Source organism: Halomonas sp. I5-271120 (genome assembly GCF_030553075.1).
GTDB classification, from domain to species: Bacteria; Pseudomonadota; Gammaproteobacteria; order Pseudomonadales; family Halomonadaceae; genus Onishia; species Onishia taeanensis_A.
Genome location: NZ_CP130701.1, coordinates 592718 through 610756, shown reverse-complemented (window position 1 = coordinate 610756; position 18039 = coordinate 592718). Strand labels below are relative to the sequence as shown.

General features: G+C 63.9%; 12 protein-coding genes. 5 read left to right on the top strand and 7 right to left on the bottom strand.

The genetic code is table 11. From position 1 onward, the window contains the following. Window positions 1-235 precede the first annotated feature (235 nt). Both nosP and Q2K57_RS02660 read left to right on the top strand, forming a co-directional pair. Window positions 236-1435 (top strand): nitric oxide-sensing protein NosP, encoded by a 1200-nt coding sequence (nosP, locus tag Q2K57_RS02665; protein ID WP_304526058.1) that lies wholly within the window; start codon window positions 236-238, stop codon window positions 1433-1435. Beyond that, complete coding sequence (locus Q2K57_RS02660) at window positions 1365-2840, top strand: hybrid sensor histidine kinase/response regulator (RefSeq protein WP_304526057.1); 1476 nt, start codon at window positions 1365-1367, stop codon at window positions 2838-2840. The genes nosP and Q2K57_RS02660 overlap by 71 nt, the downstream gene beginning before the upstream one ends. On the opposite strand, the gene Q2K57_RS02655 is transcribed toward Q2K57_RS02660, so the two are convergent. Next, window positions 2832-3512, bottom strand: coding sequence for a response regulator transcription factor (locus Q2K57_RS02655; protein ID WP_112054230.1), 681 nt, complete (start codon window positions 3510-3512; stop codon window positions 2832-2834). The two genes, Q2K57_RS02660 and Q2K57_RS02655, sit on opposite strands and share 9 nt — an antisense overlap. Before the next feature lie 153 nt (window positions 3513-3665). Between Q2K57_RS02655 and adhP the strand changes: the two genes are divergently transcribed. The 3 genes from adhP to Q2K57_RS02640 all read left to right on the top strand — a co-directional run bounded on the left by adhP (window position 3666) and on the right by Q2K57_RS02640 (window position 7411). Further along, window positions 3666-4694 carry an alcohol dehydrogenase AdhP gene (gene adhP / locus Q2K57_RS02650; RefSeq protein ID WP_181463041.1) on the top strand — a complete coding sequence of 343 codons (1029 nt, stop codon included), beginning with the start codon at window positions 3666-3668 and terminating at the stop codon, window positions 4692-4694. Window positions 4695-4936: 242 nt separating this feature from the next. Continuing rightward, window positions 4937-6457 (top strand): aldehyde dehydrogenase family protein, encoded by a 1521-nt coding sequence (locus Q2K57_RS02645; RefSeq protein ID WP_304526056.1) that lies wholly within the window; start codon window positions 4937-4939, stop codon window positions 6455-6457. A 306-nt stretch (window positions 6458-6763) separates the two neighbouring features. Continuing rightward, the gene (locus tag Q2K57_RS02640; RefSeq protein WP_304526055.1) at window positions 6764-7411 is read left to right on the top strand and encodes a periplasmic heavy metal sensor; all 648 of its coding nucleotides are present in this window, start codon (window positions 6764-6766) and stop codon (window positions 7409-7411) included. 157 nt (window positions 7412-7568) lie between these two features. Here Q2K57_RS02640 and betT read toward each other — a convergent pair whose 3' ends face one another. The 6 genes from betT to Q2K57_RS02610 form a co-directional block, all read right to left on the bottom strand. Beyond that, window positions 7569-9605, bottom strand: a complete 2037-nt coding sequence (gene betT, locus Q2K57_RS02635; RefSeq protein WP_181463043.1) for a choline BCCT transporter BetT — start codon at window positions 9603-9605, stop codon at window positions 7569-7571. A 582-nt stretch (window positions 9606-10187) separates the two neighbouring features. Next, window positions 10188-10895, bottom strand: coding sequence for a Spy/CpxP family protein refolding chaperone (locus Q2K57_RS02630; RefSeq protein ID WP_304526054.1), 708 nt, complete (start codon window positions 10893-10895; stop codon window positions 10188-10190). Between the two features lie 183 nt (window positions 10896-11078). After that, on the bottom strand, window positions 11079-11792 hold the full coding sequence (locus tag Q2K57_RS02625; protein WP_112054235.1) for a response regulator: 714 nt from the start codon (window positions 11790-11792) through the stop codon (window positions 11079-11081). Between the two features lie 79 nt (window positions 11793-11871). Continuing rightward, window positions 11872-13308: an ATP-binding protein gene (locus Q2K57_RS02620; protein WP_304526053.1), complete on the bottom strand. Its 1437-nt coding sequence runs from the start codon at window positions 13306-13308 to the stop codon at window positions 11872-11874. Further along, window positions 13305-16484, bottom strand: coding sequence for an efflux RND transporter permease subunit (locus Q2K57_RS02615; RefSeq protein ID WP_304526052.1), 3180 nt, complete (start codon window positions 16482-16484; stop codon window positions 13305-13307). Before Q2K57_RS02615 ends, Q2K57_RS02620 begins: the two co-directional genes overlap by 4 nt. Then, window positions 16481-17740: an efflux RND transporter periplasmic adaptor subunit gene (locus tag Q2K57_RS02610; protein WP_304526051.1), complete on the bottom strand. Its 1260-nt coding sequence runs from the start codon at window positions 17738-17740 to the stop codon at window positions 16481-16483. The genes Q2K57_RS02615 and Q2K57_RS02610 overlap by 4 nt, the downstream gene beginning before the upstream one ends. Window positions 17741-18039: the final 299 nt, after the last annotated feature.

Below are 18039 nucleotides of genomic sequence, written 5' to 3'. Positions count from 1 at the left end.
TGCGTCCGGGCCCGTGGCAATGCTTGGCATTCTCCGGTGATGGTGTTCCTTTGCATGCCGTTCTCTTCGCGTCTGGCCCTATGGCTGCACGGTGAGGTGACCATGATGGCGCAGTTGGCACGTCTGTTGCTCCATCACCGCGCATGAGGCGCGCCATGCTGGGCGAGTTTTCGCGTTGTGAGCCTGGCCAGGCGCGGCATACACTCAAGGTATTATTGACCGACGAGTGCCTGCCATGTCCGAACTGCCTAGCTCTGTTGCCGAGTCGCGTCCCCGGTCCGCCAACGATGAACCTCTGCGGGTCGCCTACAGTGAGGCCGATGATCCGTGTGCCGTCGCCGGGGAGCTGGCGGCGGCCCTCTGTCATCCGCAACTGGGCTTTGTGCTGTTCTTTTGCAGCGCGGAGTATGATCTCGGCGCTCTGGGGCGGGCACTGGATGAGGCCTTCGGCGCGGTGGCCATGGTCGGCTGTACCACCGCCGGTGAGATCACACCTCTGGGCTACGGGCGGGGCTGCATCGTGGCGATCGGCTTCGATCAGCGCCATTTTTCGGTATCGCAGGCGCTGATCAGCGACCTCGAAGGCTTCGACCTGATCGGGGCCCAGCGCTTGACGGCTAATTTGCTGGATGACTGCCGGCGCCAGGCCTTGGCGCCAGTCGGCGGCCACAGCTTTGCGCTGACGCTGCTCGATGGGCTGTCCAGCAGCGAGGAACAGGTGCTGGCGAGCCTGGACGCAGCGCTGGGCAGCATTCCGAGCTTTGGCGGCTCCGCTGGGGACGACAATCGTCTGGCGCATACCTACGTATTCTACCAAGGGCATTTCCATAGTCAGGCGGCAGTGGTGGTCATGATCAACACTCGGCTGCCGTTCGAAGTCTTCACCACCCACCATCTTCGGCCGCGACGCGAGAAGCTGGTGGTGACCCGCGCCGATCATGAGCGTCGTCAGGTCATGGAGCTCAATGCCGCGCCGGCCGCCGAGGAATACGCACGATTAGTCGGGTGTGCCGTCGAGGCTCTCGACGAGCAGGTTTTCGCCCGCGTGCCCTTGGCGGTCCGGATCGGCGATGCCCACTACGTACGCTCGATCCAGCGGGTCAACGCCGACGGCAGCCTGACCTTCTACTGCGCGGTGGAACACGGCATCGTGCTCACCGCCATGCAGCCGGCGCCGATTCTCGAGGACCTGGATGCGGTGTTTGCCGCCTTGCAGGAGCGCTTGGGTAAGCCGCAGTTGATCATCGGTTGCGACTGCTTCCTGCGTCGGCTCGAGATCGAAATGCTCGACCAGACCGCCTTGGCCTCGCAAAGGCTGCGTGAACAGCGGGTGATTGGCTTCAATACCTACGGGGAGCAGCACCATGGCATGCACGTCAACCAGACCTTCACGGGGGTTGTCATTGGGCGACCCGGAGGAGCCCGAGGCGCTTGAGGCCGCCACGCCGCGTGAGCGGGCGCTAGCCGAGGAGAATGCGCGCCTGCGCAAGGTCTGTAGCGCGCTGATCGAGCGGGTGGAGTCCAGCGGGGCCGCCGGTGGCGCGCCCTATGCCGCCTTCGAGCATGCGGTGCTACTGGCCGAGCAGGTGCGTGAACGCACCGAAACCCTGCACCGCACTCTAGATGAGTTGGGCCAGGTCAATCTCCAGCTGCGCGACGAGATTGCGGTGCGGGTCGAGGCCGAGCAGCGCTTGCGCGAGTCCAAGCGTGAGGCGGAAGCGGCGAATCTCTCCAAGACCAAGTTCCTCGCGGCGGTCAGCCATGATCTCATGCAGCCGCTGAATGCCGCGCGTCTATTCACCAGCGCCCTTGGCGAGCAGTCGGTGCCAGAGGCCTCCCAGCGGCTGGTGGGCAATATCGGCCGTTCGCTGCAGGACGTCGAGGCCCTGTTGGGCACCCTGGTCGACATCTCACGGTTGGATGCCGGAGTGCTGAAGCCGGATGTCGCCGCCTTCCGCGCCGCCGATCTGCTCGACGTGATGGCCGAGGAGTACCGTCAGATCGCCGCGTCACGGGGGCTGACGCTGCATTACGTCGGCACCAGCGCTGTCATCGAGTCGGATTTGGCGTTGCTGGCACGAGTGGTGCGCAACTTCCTGACCAATGCGATTCGCTACACTCGCCAGGGCCATCTGCTGCTGGGCTGTAGGCGCCGCCCGGAAGGGTTGGAGATCCTGGTGGGCGATACCGGAGCCGGTATCGCCGAGTCACAACGCGAGGCGATCTTCGTCGAATTCCAGCGTGCCGAGAGTGGACACGATGCCCAGGATCGCGGGCTGGGTCTGGGGTTGGCTATCGTCGATCGGATCGCCTCCATGCTGGATCATCCGCTGCGACTGGCCTCTCAGCCGGGGCGCGGTTCGCTCTTCTCGGTGCGGGTGCCCTATGGGCGGCTACCGGCGTCACCGACGCGCCCCTCGACCGCGGCGTCGTCCACGCAGAGTGACGTCCTGTCGGGCATGCGGGTATGGGTCATCGACAATGACCCCGGCATCTGCGAGGGAATGGCGGCGCTGCTGGAAGGGTGGGGGTGCCGGGTAAGGACCGCGACCTCCCTGGCTGCCCTGGAGGCCGACCTGGATACTCAGGCGGCCATTGAGACCGCAGACGTGCTGTTGGTCGACTATCACCTGGACGCGTCCAACCCCGATGGACTGGCCGTGGCCGCGCACCTTCGGCGTCGCCAGCCCGGCTTGCCCGTGGTGATGATCACCGCCAATCACGACGCGGCGATCAAGAGCTTGGCCCGCCAGCTAGGCTACGGATGTCTGCTCAAACCCCTGAAACCGCTGCGGTTGCGCATGCAGCTGGTCGGCTTGTTGGGCGACGGCTCAACGTGAGGGTTCGTGCCGCTCGGTCAGCAGGGCGTCGAGGTCAACCGAGCCGGCGGCGAGGATCGCCTGGACCCGCCCAGTCACACCGAGCTTGCGCAGAATCGCCGAGACATGGGTCTTCACCGTGGTCTCGGCAATATCCAGTTCACGGGCGATCACCTTGTTGGAGGCGCCGTGGGTCAGGCGGATCAGCACCTCCAGCTGCTTGCCGGTGAGCTCGGAGAGGCGCCGCCTGATGTCCTCGTCTACAGGCGGTGTCCGCTGAGCCTCGGACGGGGGACGACGCATGATGTCTGGGGGCAGGTAAAGCTGCCCCTCCAGAATGCGTGTCAGGGCGGCAAGCAGGTCTGGGCGCGGCGTCGATTTGGTGATGTAGCCCACCGCGCCCAGGTCCAGGGCGTCGAGGATGGTGCGTCGGTCCTGATCGGCGGAGATAATCGCGACCGGCAAGTCGGGGCGCCGCTCGCGTATTTGCCTTAGACCCGAGAGCCCTTCGGCGTCGGGTAGGCCAAGATCAAGCAGAACCAAGTCGACTTCCTCGTGTTCCTCCGCCTTTAGCAGGGCGCCTTCCAGGCTATCGGCCTCCAGCAGCAAGCTGTCGGGTAGTCCGGAGGCGATCACCGCGCCGATGGCCTCGCGAAAAAGCGGATGGTCATCGGCGACCATCAGGGTGTACATGGGCAATATCTCCTGGAATCTCTCGCCTCCTCCCTAAGGAGGAGGTCGTCTCCTGCCATCAGAGTATGTCGCAGAAGGTCTCGCTGACCAAGACTGGAGAGTGCGCCGCTACAACGACATCACTCTCGCGGCCGATAAAAAAGGAGATTCGACATGGAAGCAACGATGAGAGCCGCCGTGGTACGCCAGTTTGGCGAACCGCTGACCATCGAGGAGGTCCAGACGCCTCGGCCCAAACGGGGAGAAATCCTGGTCAAGGTGGCGGCGTCGGGTGTCTGCCATACCGATCTGCACGCCGCTCATGGTGACTGGCCGGTCAAGCCTGAGCCCCCCTTCATTCCCGGTCACGAGGGCGTGGGCCATGTTGTGGCGGTGGGCGAGGGGGTCACGCACGTCAAGGAAGGGGACCGTGTCGGGGTGCCTTGGCTGTACTCCGCCTGCGGTTGTTGCGAGCACTGCCTGGGCGGCTGGGAAACGCTATGTGAATCGCAGCAGAATACCGGCTACTCGGTCAACGGCGGTTTTGCCGACTACACCCTGGCGGATGCTGGCTATGTCGGACGCCTGCCCGATAACATTGGCTTTATCGAGATCGCCCCGGTGCTGTGCGCCGGCGTCACGGTCTACAAGGGGCTGAAGATGACCGACACACGCCCCGGCCAGTGGGTGGTGATCTCCGGGATCGGCGGTCTGGGTCATATGGCCGTGCAATATGCCAAGGCCATGGGGCTCAACGTGGCGGCCGTCGATATCGATGACGGCAAGCTGGCATTGGCGCAGCGGCTGGGTGCCACGGTAACGGTCAATGCGCTGCAAACCGACCCGGCCGCTTTCCTCAAACGCGAGATTGGCGGTGCCCATGGCGCGCTGGTGACGGCGGTTTCACCCAAGGCCTTCGGTCAGGCCCAGGGCATGCTGAGGCGCGGCGGCACGCTGGTGCTGAATGGATTGCCGCCAGGGGATTTCCCACTGCCCATCTTCGATACCGTGCTCAATGGCATCACCATTCGGGGCTCTATCGTCGGCAGTCGTCTGGATCTTCAGGAGTCGCTGGACTTCGCCGGTGACGGCAAGGTCAAGGCGACGGTGAGCACCGACAAACTGGAGAACATCAACGATGTCTTCCAGCGCATGATCGAGGGCCAGATAGAGGGTCGCGTGGTACTAGACATGACGACCTGAGCCGCCCGCTAGACCACGGCAAGGCGCGATGCGAATCGCGCCTTTTTTTATGCGGGTTAGGGGGAGTGTTACTCGCGTTCTTGGCGGTAGCGCCTCGCCTCCTACCGAAGGAGGAGGTCGTCTCCTGCCATCGATGTATGTCGCGCCCGGCATAACTGGCCAACACTGAGAGTACGGTATTCACGATCCGTCCATAACGATGATTCGTCCATAACGATAATAGTCAATTCAGGAGTCACGCCATGATCTATGCCAACCCCGGTAGCGCCGATGCGCTGGTATCGTTTGCCGAGCGCTACGGCAACTTCATCGACGGCGAGTTCGTTGCCCCTATCAAGGGGCAGTATTTCGATAATGTTAGCCCGGTGAATGGCGAGGTGTTCTGCCAGATCCCGCGCTCCACGGCCGAGGACATCGATCTGGCGCTGGATGCCGCTCACCGTGCGGCCCCGGCCTGGGGGCGTAGCTCGGCGGCCGAGCGAAGCAACATTCTTCTGAAGATCGCTGATCGCATCGAGCAGAATCTAGAGGCTCTGGCCGTGGCCGAGACCTGGGACAACGGCAAGGCGGTGCGCGAGACCCTCAACGCCGATTTGCCGCTGGCGGTGGATCACTTCCGCTACTTCGCTGGCTGCATCCGCGCCCAGGAAGGCACCGCTGCGGATATCGACAACAACACCGTTTCCTACCATTTCCACGAGCCGCTGGGGGTGGTGGGGCAGATCATTCCCTGGAACTTCCCGATCCTGATGGCCACCTGGAAGCTGGCTCCGGCGCTGGCCGCCGGTAATTGCGTGGTGCTCAAACCGGCCGAACAGACGCCGGCCTCGATCCTCAAGGTGATGGAGTTGATCCACGACCTGTTGCCGCCAGGCGTGGTCAATGTCGTCAACGGCTACGGCGCCGAGGCCGGTCAGGCGCTGGCCAGCAGCAAGCGCATCGCCAAGATCGCCTTCACAGGCTCCACTCCGGTTGGCTCGCATATCCTAAAGTGCGCCGCCGAGAACATCATTCCCTCCACCGTTGAGCTCGGCGGCAAGTCGCCGAACATCTACTTCGCCGACATCATGAATGCCGAACCCGCCTTTATCGACAAAGCGGTGGAAGGCCTGGTGCTGGCCTTCTTCAATCAGGGCGAGGTCTGCACCTGCCCGTCGCGGGCGCTGATCCAGGAGAGCATGTACGACGACTTCATGGCGCGGGTCATGGAGCGCACCCAGTCGATCAAGCGCGGCAACCCGCTGGATACCGAGGTGCAGGTGGGCGCTCAGGCCTCCAAGGAGCAGTTCGACAAGATCATGTCCTATATGGAGGTCGCCCGCGAAGAAGGCGCCGAGTTCCTGACCGGCGGTCATGTGGAACGTGTCGAGGCGGCGTTCGACAAGGGCTTCTATATCCAGCCGACCCTGCTCAAGGGCCACAACAAGATGCGGGTCTTCCAGGAGGAAATCTTCGGTCCGGTGGTGGCGGTGACCACTTTCAAGGACGAGGAGGAAGCGCTGGCGATTGCCAACGATACCGAGTTTGGCCTTGGCGCCGGGGTCTGGAGCCGCGACATGAATGTGGCCTTCCGCATGGGCCGCGGGATCCAGGCCGGGCGGGTGTGGACCAACTGCTATCACCAGTACCCGGCCCATGCCGCCTTCGGTGGCTACAAGAAGTCCGGTGTCGGCCGTGAGACTCACAAGATGGCGCTCGAGCACTATCAGCAGACCAAGAACCTGCTGGTCAGCTACGATATCAACCCGCTGGGCTTCTTCTGAGGCCATGCGCCGGGCCAGGAGGCCCGGCTGCCCTCGTTGCCGATCTTGGCGCACAGGTGCAGCTAAAGAGAAAGGGGCGCGACATCGGTCGCGCCCCTTTTTCTGTGGCTGAACCATATGTCTGGCAAGTGCTGCTACAGACAGTCAGGGTCGTCAGGCCACCTACGCCTCCTTCTCAGGCCAAGCCTTGATGCACGTCATGGCTGCGTTAGGCAGCGCGGCTATCCTTGTAGTAGCGGGCGCATCATGGGGCCCATTCGAGCGGTGACAGCCGGGCCACGTCTTGGGCCCGCAGGAGAGGCGATCATGAAACGACAAGAGCGGCGCCGCTGGACGCCCTGCCTGCTGGCACTTGCATCAGCACCAGTACTTGTAGTGGCGCTGGGCGTGGGCAGTGCGTTTGGTCATGGCGGGGGAGAGGGTGTGCGAGATGATGGGACAGAGAGCGTGCACCACGGCATGATGGGCGGAGGTTATGGCCAAGGGTATCGCCAAGGTCATGGCGAAGGTCATGGCGAAGGTCATGGCATGGGGCCCGGCATGATGGGCGGTCGTCAAGGTGACCAAGACGGCGGTTACTATGGCGGCCGGCATGGCGACATGATGGATGACATGGGGCCGGGGCTTGGTATGGGTCCCGGTATGATGTCTGGCATGCCGGGGGGCATCTTCTTCGATGGTTTGAGCGCCGAGCAGGTGAAACAGGTTCGCGAGCTGCTGCGCGCGCATCGCAGCGCCCAGTTCGCGCGCATGGAGGAAATGGCCGAATTGCGTCTGGACCTGAGTTTACTGCTGCAGGATCCTCGCCCTGATCCCGACCAGGCCCGGACCCTGAACCAGCGGCTGGCCGAGCTGCACGGGGCCATGCTTGAGGAGCGGCTGCGGTTGCACAATGCCCTGCAGGACCTGCTGACGGCCGAGCAGCGCGAGCAACGGGGTCTGCCAGATTCCTGAGGGTCGCTGGAGCGAGTGATCCGCCTGTGGTGGCTAGTTCAGCCGCGCAGCGCTAACCAAAAAAACGGCGACTCCGTAGAGTCGCCGTTTGGCGTTCTGGGGCTCGAGGTTCATGACTCAGGGCCCCGGAGGATCATGCCGTGCTTGCGCGGGCGCCTTAATTGGCGCTGGGCATGGTCTCCATGTCGCCGATCGAGCCCGGCATGGCCGGCACAGCACCGGCTTCTCCGGCCGTGCTCAGGAACTGCAGGTGGCGCTCGTACTCGGCGAGCACGTCATGCACTACCTGATTGCGGGTGCAGCCGTTGAGATCCTGTCCCAGGGCACCTTCGGCCAGATAGACGTCCAGGCGCAGGTAGTAGTCGTCGTCCACCTGGAGGAAGCTCGGCGTGCGCAGGCGCTGGGAGCGAACCTCGTAGACGAAGCTCGGCGCTTCTTCGAGGTCGACCTGCAGGGTCACACGCGGCAGCGGTTCGCCATCGATCTGAGTCTCGCTGACGTAAGCGGCCTGGCCACGGCTCTTGAGCTCTTCGGCGAGCTGAGTCAGCGCCGGACGAATGGCGTGCTCAATGGTTGCCGCGGTACCAGCCCGGTTCGAGGTGTCCAGTGCCCGGTCGAGGCGCTCGCGCCAGTCGCCCTGAACGGCGCCACTGCCAACCTGCTGGCGGGCGTCGGCCTTGTGGGTCTCCAGACGCAGGGCACGGGTCAGGCCGGCCATGATGGCGAAGATCACCAGTGAGAAGGGCAGGGCGGTGATCACCACGGCACTCTGCAGTGCATCGAGACCGCCGGCCATCAGCAGGGCGATGGTGATCAGGCCGATGACCGCGGACCAGAAGATACGCAGGCGGATCGGCGCATCGTGGTTCACGTCCGACAGGATGGTGGTGAAGTTCGCCAGCACCAGAGCGCCGGAGTCGGCGGAGGTGACGAAGAACACCACGCCCAGCACGGTGACCACCGAGGCGGTGATGCCGATGTACGGATACTGCTCGAGGAAGGTATAGATGGTGGTCTGCGGGCTGTTCAGGGCCTGTTGACCGAGTTCCACCAGCCCCTGGTTGGCGACCATATCGATACCGCTGTTACCGAAGATCGACATCCAGGCCATCATGAAGCCGAGCGGGATCAGTAGGGCACCGGTGACGAATTCACGGATAGTACGACCACGGGAGATGCGTGCCAGGAACAGGCCGACGAACGGCGTCCAGGCGATCCACCAGCCCCAGAAGAAGATCGTCCACCAGCCCATCCACTGCTGGGCATCTTCGCCGGCAAAGGCGTAGGTGTCGAAGCTCTTGGCAAGGAAGCCACTCAGGTAGTCACCGGCATTCAGCACCAGCGCGTCGAGCAGGTGCAGGGTCTGGCCCTGGAAGAGCACGAACAGCAGCAGCGCAGTGGCCAACAGCATGTTGAACTCGGACAGGCGACGGATACCCTTCTCGACGCCGGTTACCACGGAGATGGTAGCGAGGATCACGACCAGCACGATCAGAATGATCTGGGTGGTCAGGCTCTCCGGCACGTCGAACAGGAAGGTCAGGCCGTAGTTGAGCTGGATGACGCCGATGCCGAGGCTGGTGGCGATACCGAATACCGTGGAAATCACGGCGGTGATGTCGACCGCGTTACCGATCGGACCATTGATGCGGTTGCCGAGCAGCGGATAAAGCGCGCTGCGGATGGCCAGCGGTAGGCGATGGCGATAGCTGAAGTAGGCCAGTGCCATGCCCATCAGCACATACATGCCCCAGCCGGTCAGGCCCCAGTGGAAGAAAGTCTGGGGAACGGCTTGACGTAATGCAGCGGCACTCTCGGGCGCCAGGTCGGGCGGCGTGAGATAGTGCGACAGCGGCTCGGCTACGCAGAAGAACAGCAGATCGATGCCGATGCCCGCGGCGAACAGCATGGATGCCCAGGAGACCAGCGAAAATTCCGGGCGCGAGTGGTCAGGGCCCAGGCGGATCGAGCCGGCCCGTGAAAAGCCGATCACTACCACGAAGACCAGATAGGCCACGGCGGCCAGCATGTAATACCAGCCGAAGGTATCGTTGATCCATGCCAGGCCCGCGTTAAAGATGGCGCCGGCCTTTTCGGTGAAGGTCATGGTGAAGATCAGGAACAGCAGGATGCCGGCTGCTGACCCCATAAAGACGACGGGGTTGAGGCGATCTCGTCGTTCGGTGGCTTTCATGTCTTGCGCCATAGTGGGCAGACTCCCTTGTGTCGTTGAAGAAGGTGCTTCATTTATTTTGATTGAACGACCAATCAATAAAATAACGATAAACGTGACGCATCGCACACCGCGGATGAGGCGGGGCGCGTTCTGAGCTGTTTTCGCCATGGTGATGGTGACATGCCATGACGGCTTTTTATTGATTGACCGTTCAAATAAAATACAGGCTTCTGAATTAACCTTCAACCGTTGACGGCGATTGGCTTGGGAAATGGCGCCTGATCCTTGCGTGGTGCTGGCGTGATAAGAGCAAGGCGCCATGTGGCCACAGACACGGTGTCGGCGGGACTGGGGGGCCGTGCAGTGCTGGGATCCAGGAAGGGGCAGGAGGTGGGCTGAAACGTGAGGGTGGGGCTGGGCCAGGCGCGGGAAAGACATTTCGAAGTCGCGGCCTGGCTCTGAGGTTGGTTCTGAGGTTGGTTCTGAGGTGAGTTGGTCAGATGTGCGATGCCCGGCAAGGGGCCGGGCATCAATACCAGCATCCAAACGTCGAGCGTGACGGCATCGGGCCGGATTGCACCTGTCGACTGCTAGCGAGGATCAGCCGTTGCCGTTGGCCTCGGCGGACTGCTGGGGTTCTCCCTGGTAGCTGCCTTTGTGTTCACCATGCCGCTCATGACGATGCTCACCTCCTTCGCCACCAAGGTGGTCGCGCGAGAGCTTGTCGTGGTGGGGCATCATGAATACGACCAGAGCGTGACGCTGTGCTTCGTTGAGTACGTCGGCCAGCGCCGCTTGATGTTCCTGGCGCAGGGCCTCGATGGCGGCACGCTTTTCCTCGCGGCTGTCGTATGTCGCATCGTGCAGGGCACGCATCTTGTCCATCAAGGCCTGGCGTGCGTCGTTCAGCGTAGCGCGATCTTCATCGCTTAGTGACCAGCTGTCGAGCAGTGCATCAAGCCTTACTTGCTGACGCGCCTGGCGCTGATCATGGCGCGCTGCACCTTGATGCCGCTCAAGGGTTGCCGACAGGCTGGCGCGCTGCTCCTCGGTGAGGATGTCGTCAATGGCGGTGCGTTCTTGCTCGCGCAGTGCCTGGTGCTCTTGCCGGAAGGTTTGACGTGTCTCCTGCAGGGCATTGCGCTGCTCATCGGTCAGGTCGAGCTCTGCCATCATTTCCAGGCGCGGCCCCTGATGCGGGCCCATCTCTTTGGGCGTATTCGATGGCATGCCGGCGATGGCGGTCAGCGGCAGGGCGAGGCTTGAGACCAGGCTGATAGCGAGCAGGTGGCGTTTGAAAGGGTTCATGCGGACACTCCCGTCTTGATGCTTGGCGTTCCGGGCCGACGATCGACCGCGGATAAGAAGAGTATCCGCCGGCATTGTGGCGCCATTGTGCAGCGATCAAGACGCAAATCAGCATGATGGTGCGCCGGTCCTGGCTGCTGTACGTCAGTTGCTGGTTTCAGCGCTTAGGTGTGGAGCGTAGTTTCAGTCCAAGGGCTCGGGCTCGTACTTGTAACCCACGCCATAGATCGAGCGGATCACCTCACGCTCGGGCCAGACACCGGCAATCTTCTTCCTGAGCTTCTTGATGTGGGAATCCACGGTGCGCTCGGACACGATGCGATGGTCGCGATACATGTGATCCATCAGCTGGTCGCGGGAGAAGATGCGCCCCTGGGCATCCATCATCACCTTGAGGAGCTTGTATTCGACGGCGGTCAGGGCTAGGTCCTGGCCGTCGGCCAGCGCCTGCCAGCCATCCTCGTTGAGCACCAGTGCACCTTGAGTTCCGGGGGCGCCGGGTCTGTCCTGCGGCAGGGCCTGGCTGCGCCGCAGCACCGCCTTGATGCGGGCGACCACTTCGCGAGGGCTGAAGGGCTTGCAGATGTAGTCGTCGGCGCCGAGCTCGAGGCCCAGCAGGCGGTCGACCTCCTCGACGCGGGCGGTCAGCATGATCACCGGCAGCTGCGGCCAGCGATCGCGGATCTGGCGGCACAGCACCAGGCCGTCGGTGCCGGGCAGCATCAGGTCGAGCAGTACCAGGTCGGGCTGCTGATCGTTGAGCCAGGGCATGACCTCATCGCCATGGTCCAGGTGGTGTGGCATGTAGCCGCTGCCGGTAAGGTAGTCGCCGATCAGGCGGGCGATCTTGGGTTCGTCTTCGACGATCAGGATGCGGCTGGGGGAAGCCTCAGTCATGCCAATGTCTCCGGGGATTCCGTGGGTTCAGTGGGGCCTGGTTTTCAAGTATCAGTATTCAGGTATCAGTTTTCAGGCATTAGGCGTCAGGCATCAGGGGAAAGTCGATGGTCCAGCATAGCCCGCCAAGGGGGGAAGGCGTGGCATGCAGGGTCCCACCGTGGGCGCTGACCAGCGCCGCGGCGATCGAGAGTCCGAGTCCCGAGCCGCCGCTCTTGCGGCTGCGGGACCCTTCAACGCGATAGAGCCGCTGGGTAAGCCGCTCAAGTTCCGCCTCCGGCACGCCGGGTGCGCTGTCTTCCCAGGTCAGACGTGCCATCTGGCCTTGCCTCTCTAGTGTGACCCGAAGCTGTCCCGGCGCCGTGGTGTAGGCCAGGGTGTTATCGATCAGGTTGCTCCACAGCTGGCGCAGCCGCTGGGCATCGCCGCGAATCATCATGGGGGGGTGGATGTCGCTTGCAAGGGTGATGTCGTGCTCGGCGATCCAGCCCTTGGCATCGTCCAGGCGCCCCCTGAGGCTGTCGGCCAGGTCCAGAGGGGCCAGCGAGACCTCCAGGGCCCCGGCATCGCTTTGGGCGAGTAAGCGCAGGTCGCCGACCAGGCGTTCGAGCTGGCCGACTTCCTGGGATAGCGAGTCCAGATTGTCCTGGTCCAGCGGGCGGATGCCGTCCTGCATGGCCTCGATCTCGCCGCGCAGCACCGCAAGCGGGGTGCGTAGCTCGTGGGCGATATCCGTCACCCAGCGCTGTCGCGACTCGCGGTTGGCTTCGAGGGTCGCGGCCAGCACGTTGAAGTCCTGGGAGAGGCGCGATAGCTCATCGCGACCGCGTTCGGTGAGGCGAGCGCCATAGTCGCCCTGGGTGAGGCGGCGGGTGGCCAGCGCCATGCTCTGGGTGCGTCGACCGAGCCACCAGGACAAGCCGCCTGCCAGGAGCAGGGAGGCCAACACCAGTGAGGCGACGATGATCCCCAGGTTGCGCTGCTGCTGATCGAGGAAGAGCTCGTCCAAGTGTTCCATCAGTTGGTCTGGCGGCACATAGCCCAGGGTGCCGACTTGGCGACCCTCATAGCGGATCGGCACCCACTCAAGCCTCGCCGGCAGTCTGTCACGGCGAGGAGGCAGGCCGATCACCGGCAGCCCGTTCTCGTCATGCAGCACGAAGTCCCGGTCCCGGGCCAGATCGCGCTTGATGCCGATCTGAGGTGGTCGGCCATCCGGCCACAGCTGACGGCGAACCAGTTCTCGCCAGCCTCGCGGATCGGTGCGCAGCCACTGCCAGTTGCCATTGCGTCCCCACTCTTCGCCGAGGGCGTTGGCGAGGTTATTCACCAGCTCAGCCTGAGTGGTCTCTAGATAGTCGATGAAGCCGTTATTGATGCTTCGCGACACGCCGACGAAGACCAGCCCGGAAATCGCCACGTTGACGATCAGGATAATCGCGAACAGCTTGAGGCCCAGCACCGAGAGAGCCGGGCGCGCCAGGCGGCGTTTTGCAGGCAGAGCGTCATCAGTCATGGCGACTCCAGGTATGGGGTTTCTCCATCAGGAGACTGCGCGCTGTGGTCGTCCGTATCGCGCTCGTCTGCTTCAGTGCGCCGAGGCATGCCCAGGGTTCGGCGGGCATCCTCGATCAGCAGGTACAGCGAGGGAACCAGCACCAGCAGGATCAGGGTAGCGAACAGGATCCCGAAGCCGATCGAGATCGCCATCGGGATCATGAAGCGCGCCTGACGGGAAGTCTCGAAGATCATCGGCGCCAGACCGAAGAAGGTGGTGAGCGTCGTCAGCAGGATCGGGCGCAGCCGGCGCAGGGCGGCCGCGGTCACCGCACTGCGCGGATCTTGCCCGGCCCGGCGGTGCCGGTTGGCGGTGTCGATCAGCACCAGGGCGTCGTTGATGACGATCCCCGATAGCGCCAGCATGCCGAGCAGGCTGATCACCGACAACCCATAGCCCATCAGCAGGTGACCGATCACCGCGCCTATCAGGCCGAAGGGAATCGCCGCCATTACCAGCAGCGGCTGCAGGTAGCTGCGAAAGGGAATCGCCAGCAGCAGATAGAGCGCGGCGAGGGTGAACAGCAACGACGTCTGGAGGCTTTTCAAGTTGTCGCTGGTCTCCTGCTGTCGACCGCCAAAGCCAATGTTAAGTCCGGGTATGTCGGCGCGTAATTGGGGAAAGACCTCCTCTTTGAGGCTTGTGATCACTTGATTGACCGCCGTCGGCGGAGTGGCGTTGGCGGTGACGTCGATGACCCGCCGCCCATTGATGCGGGTAATGGTCGACGCGGCGGTGTCGGTGATGATGTGGGCGACCCGCGACAGGGGGACCTCGACGCCGTCCGGCGTCAGCACGCTGAGCCCCTCGAGCTGGGCGAGGCTGGTTCGGTCGCTCTCGGGCAGCAATACCTTGACCTCGACCTCATTGCGGCCCTGCTGTTGCTTGAGGGCGGTAGCGCCTTGCAGGGGGCCGCGCAGCTGGCCCGCCAGGTCGCTACCATCGAGCCCCAGGGCACGGCCGGTGGCGGTCAACGACAGGCGCAGCTCACGCTTGCCGTTCTCAAGGCCGCTGTCGATGTCGGAGAGCGGCTGGTAGTCGGCGAGCCGCTCTGCAACACGCTTGGCGGCCTTTTCCAGCGAGGCGCTGTCAGCGGCAGAAAGACGTATCGTCAGGCCGGCGCCACTGCCGGGGCCGCCCACGTCGGATTCGAACAGCAGGGTGTCGGCGCCGGTCGGGTGGCCGACCTCCTCACGCCAGGCGCGGCTGAGTTGGCCGGTAGACCAGTTGTCGTCGGCCTCGGTATCGAGGAAGGCCACTACGCTGAGGCTATCGGCATCGATGGTGGCGCTGCTGGCAGCCAGTACCGGGCCATCGTCGCGCTGTTCCACCCGTTTGAGGGCGGCCAGCAGCTGGTTGCGCAGCGCCCGGTCGTCGGCGATCGGGCTGCCCGCCGGTAGGTTGGCGGTGACGCCGGCCTGGTGGGATTCTACCCGCGGCATGAGGGTAAAGCCGAGTCGGCCACTGCCCAGCCAACCGAGCGCCAGGACCAGCATTGCCATGGCCAGCGCCACGGTCAGGCCGCGGTAGTCGAGGCTTCGTTCCAGCAGTGAGCGGAAGGGCCCTTGAGTAAAGCGGTCGAGGCCGCCCTGTACCCGTCGACGCAGTCGGTCCAGCGGTGCTAGCAGGCGGTTTGGCGCGCGACTCGCATGGCTCAGGTGGGCGGGCAGAATGAACACCGCTTCGATCCAGCTCAGGGCGAAGATGCAGATCACTACCATCGGAATGATGCCGAAGATCAGGCCGAGGAAGCCGGGCAGAAACAGCAGCGGCAGGAAGGCGACGATGTTGGAGAGAATCGCGAAGGCCAGCGGCACGGCGATCTCACGGGCACCGAGGATCGCCGCCTCCCGGGGGCTAGCGCCGCGCTCCCGGTGGGCGTGGATGTTTTCCCCGACGATGATGGCGTCGTCGACCACGATGCCTAGCGCGATGATGAACGCGAACATCGAGATCATGTTGATCGAGACATCCATCAGCGGCAGAAACAGCAGAGAGCCCAAAAAGGCGGTGGGAATGCCCAGGGTGACCCAGAATGCCAGACGCGCCTCGAGGAAGAGCCCGAGCAGCACCAGCACCAGCGCCAGCCCCAGCCAGGCGTTCTTGAGCAGCAGTTCCAGGCGGTCCTGATAAATCTCCGAGTCATCGTCGGCGACGCTCAGCGAGAGTCCCTCGGGCAGGCTTGCGCGCAGGGCCGGCAGCAGCTCCCGGGTCACGGCCGAGAGTTCGGTCGGGGTCTGGTCGCCGACCTGATAGATATCCAGACCGATAGCGGGTTGGCCGTCGTAGAGTACTTCGCTGTCGCTGTCGCTGTCGGCGAAGCCATCCTTGATGGTGGCGATATCGCCGAGGCGGATCACGCTGCCATCCTGGGTCGACAGTACCGGCAGCCGAGCGAAGTCCGCGGCGCCCTCGCGGCGTGCCTCGTAGCGCACCATGTATTCGCCGTCCCGGGTGTCGAGGCTGCCGCCGGCGAGGTTCAGGGCCTCGTTGCCGATGCGGGTTGCCAGGTCGCCATGGTCGAGGCCGTAGCGGCGCAGCGCCGTCTGGTCGAGGGTCACCTGCACCTGTCGGTCCCGAATGCCGGATAGCTCGACCTTGGTGATGCCGTCGCCCGACAGCAGTTCGCTGCGCAGCCGTTCGCCCACGTCACGCAGTGTCAAGGCATCGGTGTCGCCGTGCAGCATCAGTTCGATGACCGAGCGGGAATGACCGCTGAGCGAATAGCGTGGCGCCTCGGCCGCGTCGGGCAGGGTGGTCAGGCCATCGATGGCCTGCTGGATATCCTGATAGGCGCGCATCGTCTCGATGCCGTCCTGCAGCTCGATCGACAGCGAGCCGCTGCCTTCTCGGGCGGTGGCGGTGATCTTGTCGGTGCCCTCGACATCCTGCACGGCCGATTCCATGGCCAGCAGCAGGCTCTGCTCGACTTCTTCGGGCGTCGCGCCCGGGTAGCTCACCGATACATTGACGTTTTCCAGCGTGAAGCGTGGGAAGACCTCCTTGGTGATCAGGGTCGAGCTCCACAGGCCGCCGAGGATCAGACACAGCATCAGCAGATTGGCGGCTACGCCGTGATCACGCATCCAGGCGATAGGGCCGCGGATGCGACGGTGATCAGGGGGCTGGCTCATGCGTTGCCCTCCTGGTGGGGTGTTGCTGCTGCGTCGCCGGAGGGGCTGTCTGTGGATTCGGCCATCTCGCTGTCACGGGCCTTCAACGCCATGCCGGCCTCAGCATTGGCCAGGTTGCCCAGTATCACACGCTCGCCGTCGTTCAGGCCCGACTCGATCAGCGCGACTTCGTCGCCTCGATGGGCGAGTTCGACATCACGCATTCTCAGGTGGTTGTTTTCATCGAGCAGCCAGACCCTGCGGTTGCCGCGCAGCGCCGAGACCGGTATGCGGATCAGTTGGCGGGTCTGCGCGGGATACAGCCGTGCTTCCAGCAGGTCACCCAGGCGCAGCGCCGGGGCGCCTTCATGTTCGAGTGCCAACGGATCATCCACCGCCACCATCACTTGGGTCATCAGGCCGCTTTCCTCGAGGCTCGGCAGCACACTCCACACTTCGCCCTCACGGATCTGGCCGTCGGGCCAGGCGGGGCTGTCGAGCTCCACGCGGCTGCCGTGGCCGTCGGCAGTGTGAGTGTCAAGCCAGGTCAGCGCCTCCTGAGGCAGGTTGAGGCGCACCCAGAAGCGCTCGATGCCGACCAGGCTGAGGATGTCGGCATAGGCGCCAAGCCCGGCCCCTTCGCCGACCAGCTTCTCCTGAATCACGGCATCGAAAGGGGCGGTAACCTCAGTGCGTGCCAGGTCGGTCTGAGCGCGGTCGCGCTGGGCGCGAGCGGTTTCCACAGCGGCCTTGGCCGCCTTGAGCTGGGGCTCGCGCAGCACCAAGGCTCGCCTGGCCGGGGGAAGGTCGCGGCCAAAGGTCCTGTACTCGGCGGCGGCGCGGATCTGCTCGCCCTGCTCGGAGGCAAGATCCGATTCGGCGCTGGCAAGCGACGCCTCTGCCTCGCGCAGGGCCAGTTCGTAGTCGGTGCGCTCGAGCCTTGCCAGCCACTGCCCCTTGGCGACCCGGCGGCCCGGTTCGACCTGCGGAGCGAAGGCCTCCAGGCGGCCGTTGATCGAGGTCGACAGGGTCGTTTCCCGGGCGGCCAGCACGCGGCCATGGGCGTTCAGCACCGGTGCCTCGGCCTGGTGCCCGACCGTCATCACCTCGACGCGCGGCACAGGGCGTTCGGCTGGCGCGCGTTTGGGCGCCTGGGGCCGATGCGTCAGCCAGTAGCCAGCCACGGCGACGGCGAGCGCCAGTATCGCGATAGCAGACAGCCGCGCCAGCCATGGGCGGCGAGGAGGATGAGATGGTGAGGCAGGAGGGGCAGACATGAATACTCCAATCATCGAGGCGCTGACAGAACCCAGCTCACAGAGCTTCTTTTCTAGAGCTTTAGTCCCAGAGCTTGGTTTCCAGGGCTGGGATGCTAGGACCGGGTTGCTAGAACCTGGCTTCCAGAGCAATGCTTTTTGAACGTCCCTAAAGAGCTCTGTTGAAAGAGACGTGCTGTCAGAGGGAGGCTCTTCTGTAAGAGGTGTTGCAATACGAGTAACGGCAGGTCGCCATGATCGCATGTCGGGCATTGGGGAAGAGGGGAAAGAACGTGCAACCCTGGCAGTCTCGCAAGAGG

What these genes read in the sequence shown, in the direction of transcription:
- Q2K57_RS02620 (WP_304526053.1), bottom strand. Translation starts at nt 13,308, where the DNA reads ATGACTGATGACGCTCTGCCTGCAAAACGCCGCCTGGCGCGCCCGGCT.
- nosP (WP_304526058.1), top strand. Translation starts at nt 236, where the DNA reads ATGTCCGAACTGCCTAGCTCTGTTGCCGAGTCGCGTCCCCGGTCCGCC.
- Q2K57_RS02645 (WP_304526056.1), top strand. Translation starts at nt 4,937, where the DNA reads ATGATCTATGCCAACCCCGGTAGCGCCGATGCGCTGGTATCGTTTGCC.
- betT (WP_181463043.1), bottom strand. Translation starts at nt 9,605, where the DNA reads ATGAAAGCCACCGAACGACGAGATCGCCTCAACCCCGTCGTCTTTATG.
- Q2K57_RS02640 (WP_304526055.1), top strand. Translation starts at nt 6,764, where the DNA reads ATGAAACGACAAGAGCGGCGCCGCTGGACGCCCTGCCTGCTGGCACTT.
- Q2K57_RS02630 (WP_304526054.1), bottom strand. Translation starts at nt 10,895, where the DNA reads ATGAACCCTTTCAAACGCCACCTGCTCGCTATCAGCCTGGTCTCAAGC.
- Q2K57_RS02660 (WP_304526057.1), top strand. Translation starts at nt 1,365, where the DNA reads ATGGCATGCACGTCAACCAGACCTTCACGGGGGTTGTCATTGGGCGAC.
- Q2K57_RS02610 (WP_304526051.1), bottom strand. Translation starts at nt 17,740, where the DNA reads ATGTCTGCCCCTCCTGCCTCACCATCTCATCCTCCTCGCCGCCCATGG.
- Q2K57_RS02655 (WP_112054230.1), bottom strand. Translation starts at nt 3,512, where the DNA reads ATGTACACCCTGATGGTCGCCGATGACCATCCGCTTTTTCGCGAGGCC.
- Q2K57_RS02615 (WP_304526052.1), bottom strand. Translation starts at nt 16,484, where the DNA reads ATGAGCCAGCCCCCTGATCACCGTCGCATCCGCGGCCCTATCGCCTGG.
- Q2K57_RS02625 (WP_112054235.1), bottom strand. Translation starts at nt 11,792, where the DNA reads ATGACTGAGGCTTCCCCCAGCCGCATCCTGATCGTCGAAGACGAACCC.
- adhP (WP_181463041.1), top strand. Translation starts at nt 3,666, where the DNA reads ATGGAAGCAACGATGAGAGCCGCCGTGGTACGCCAGTTTGGCGAACCG.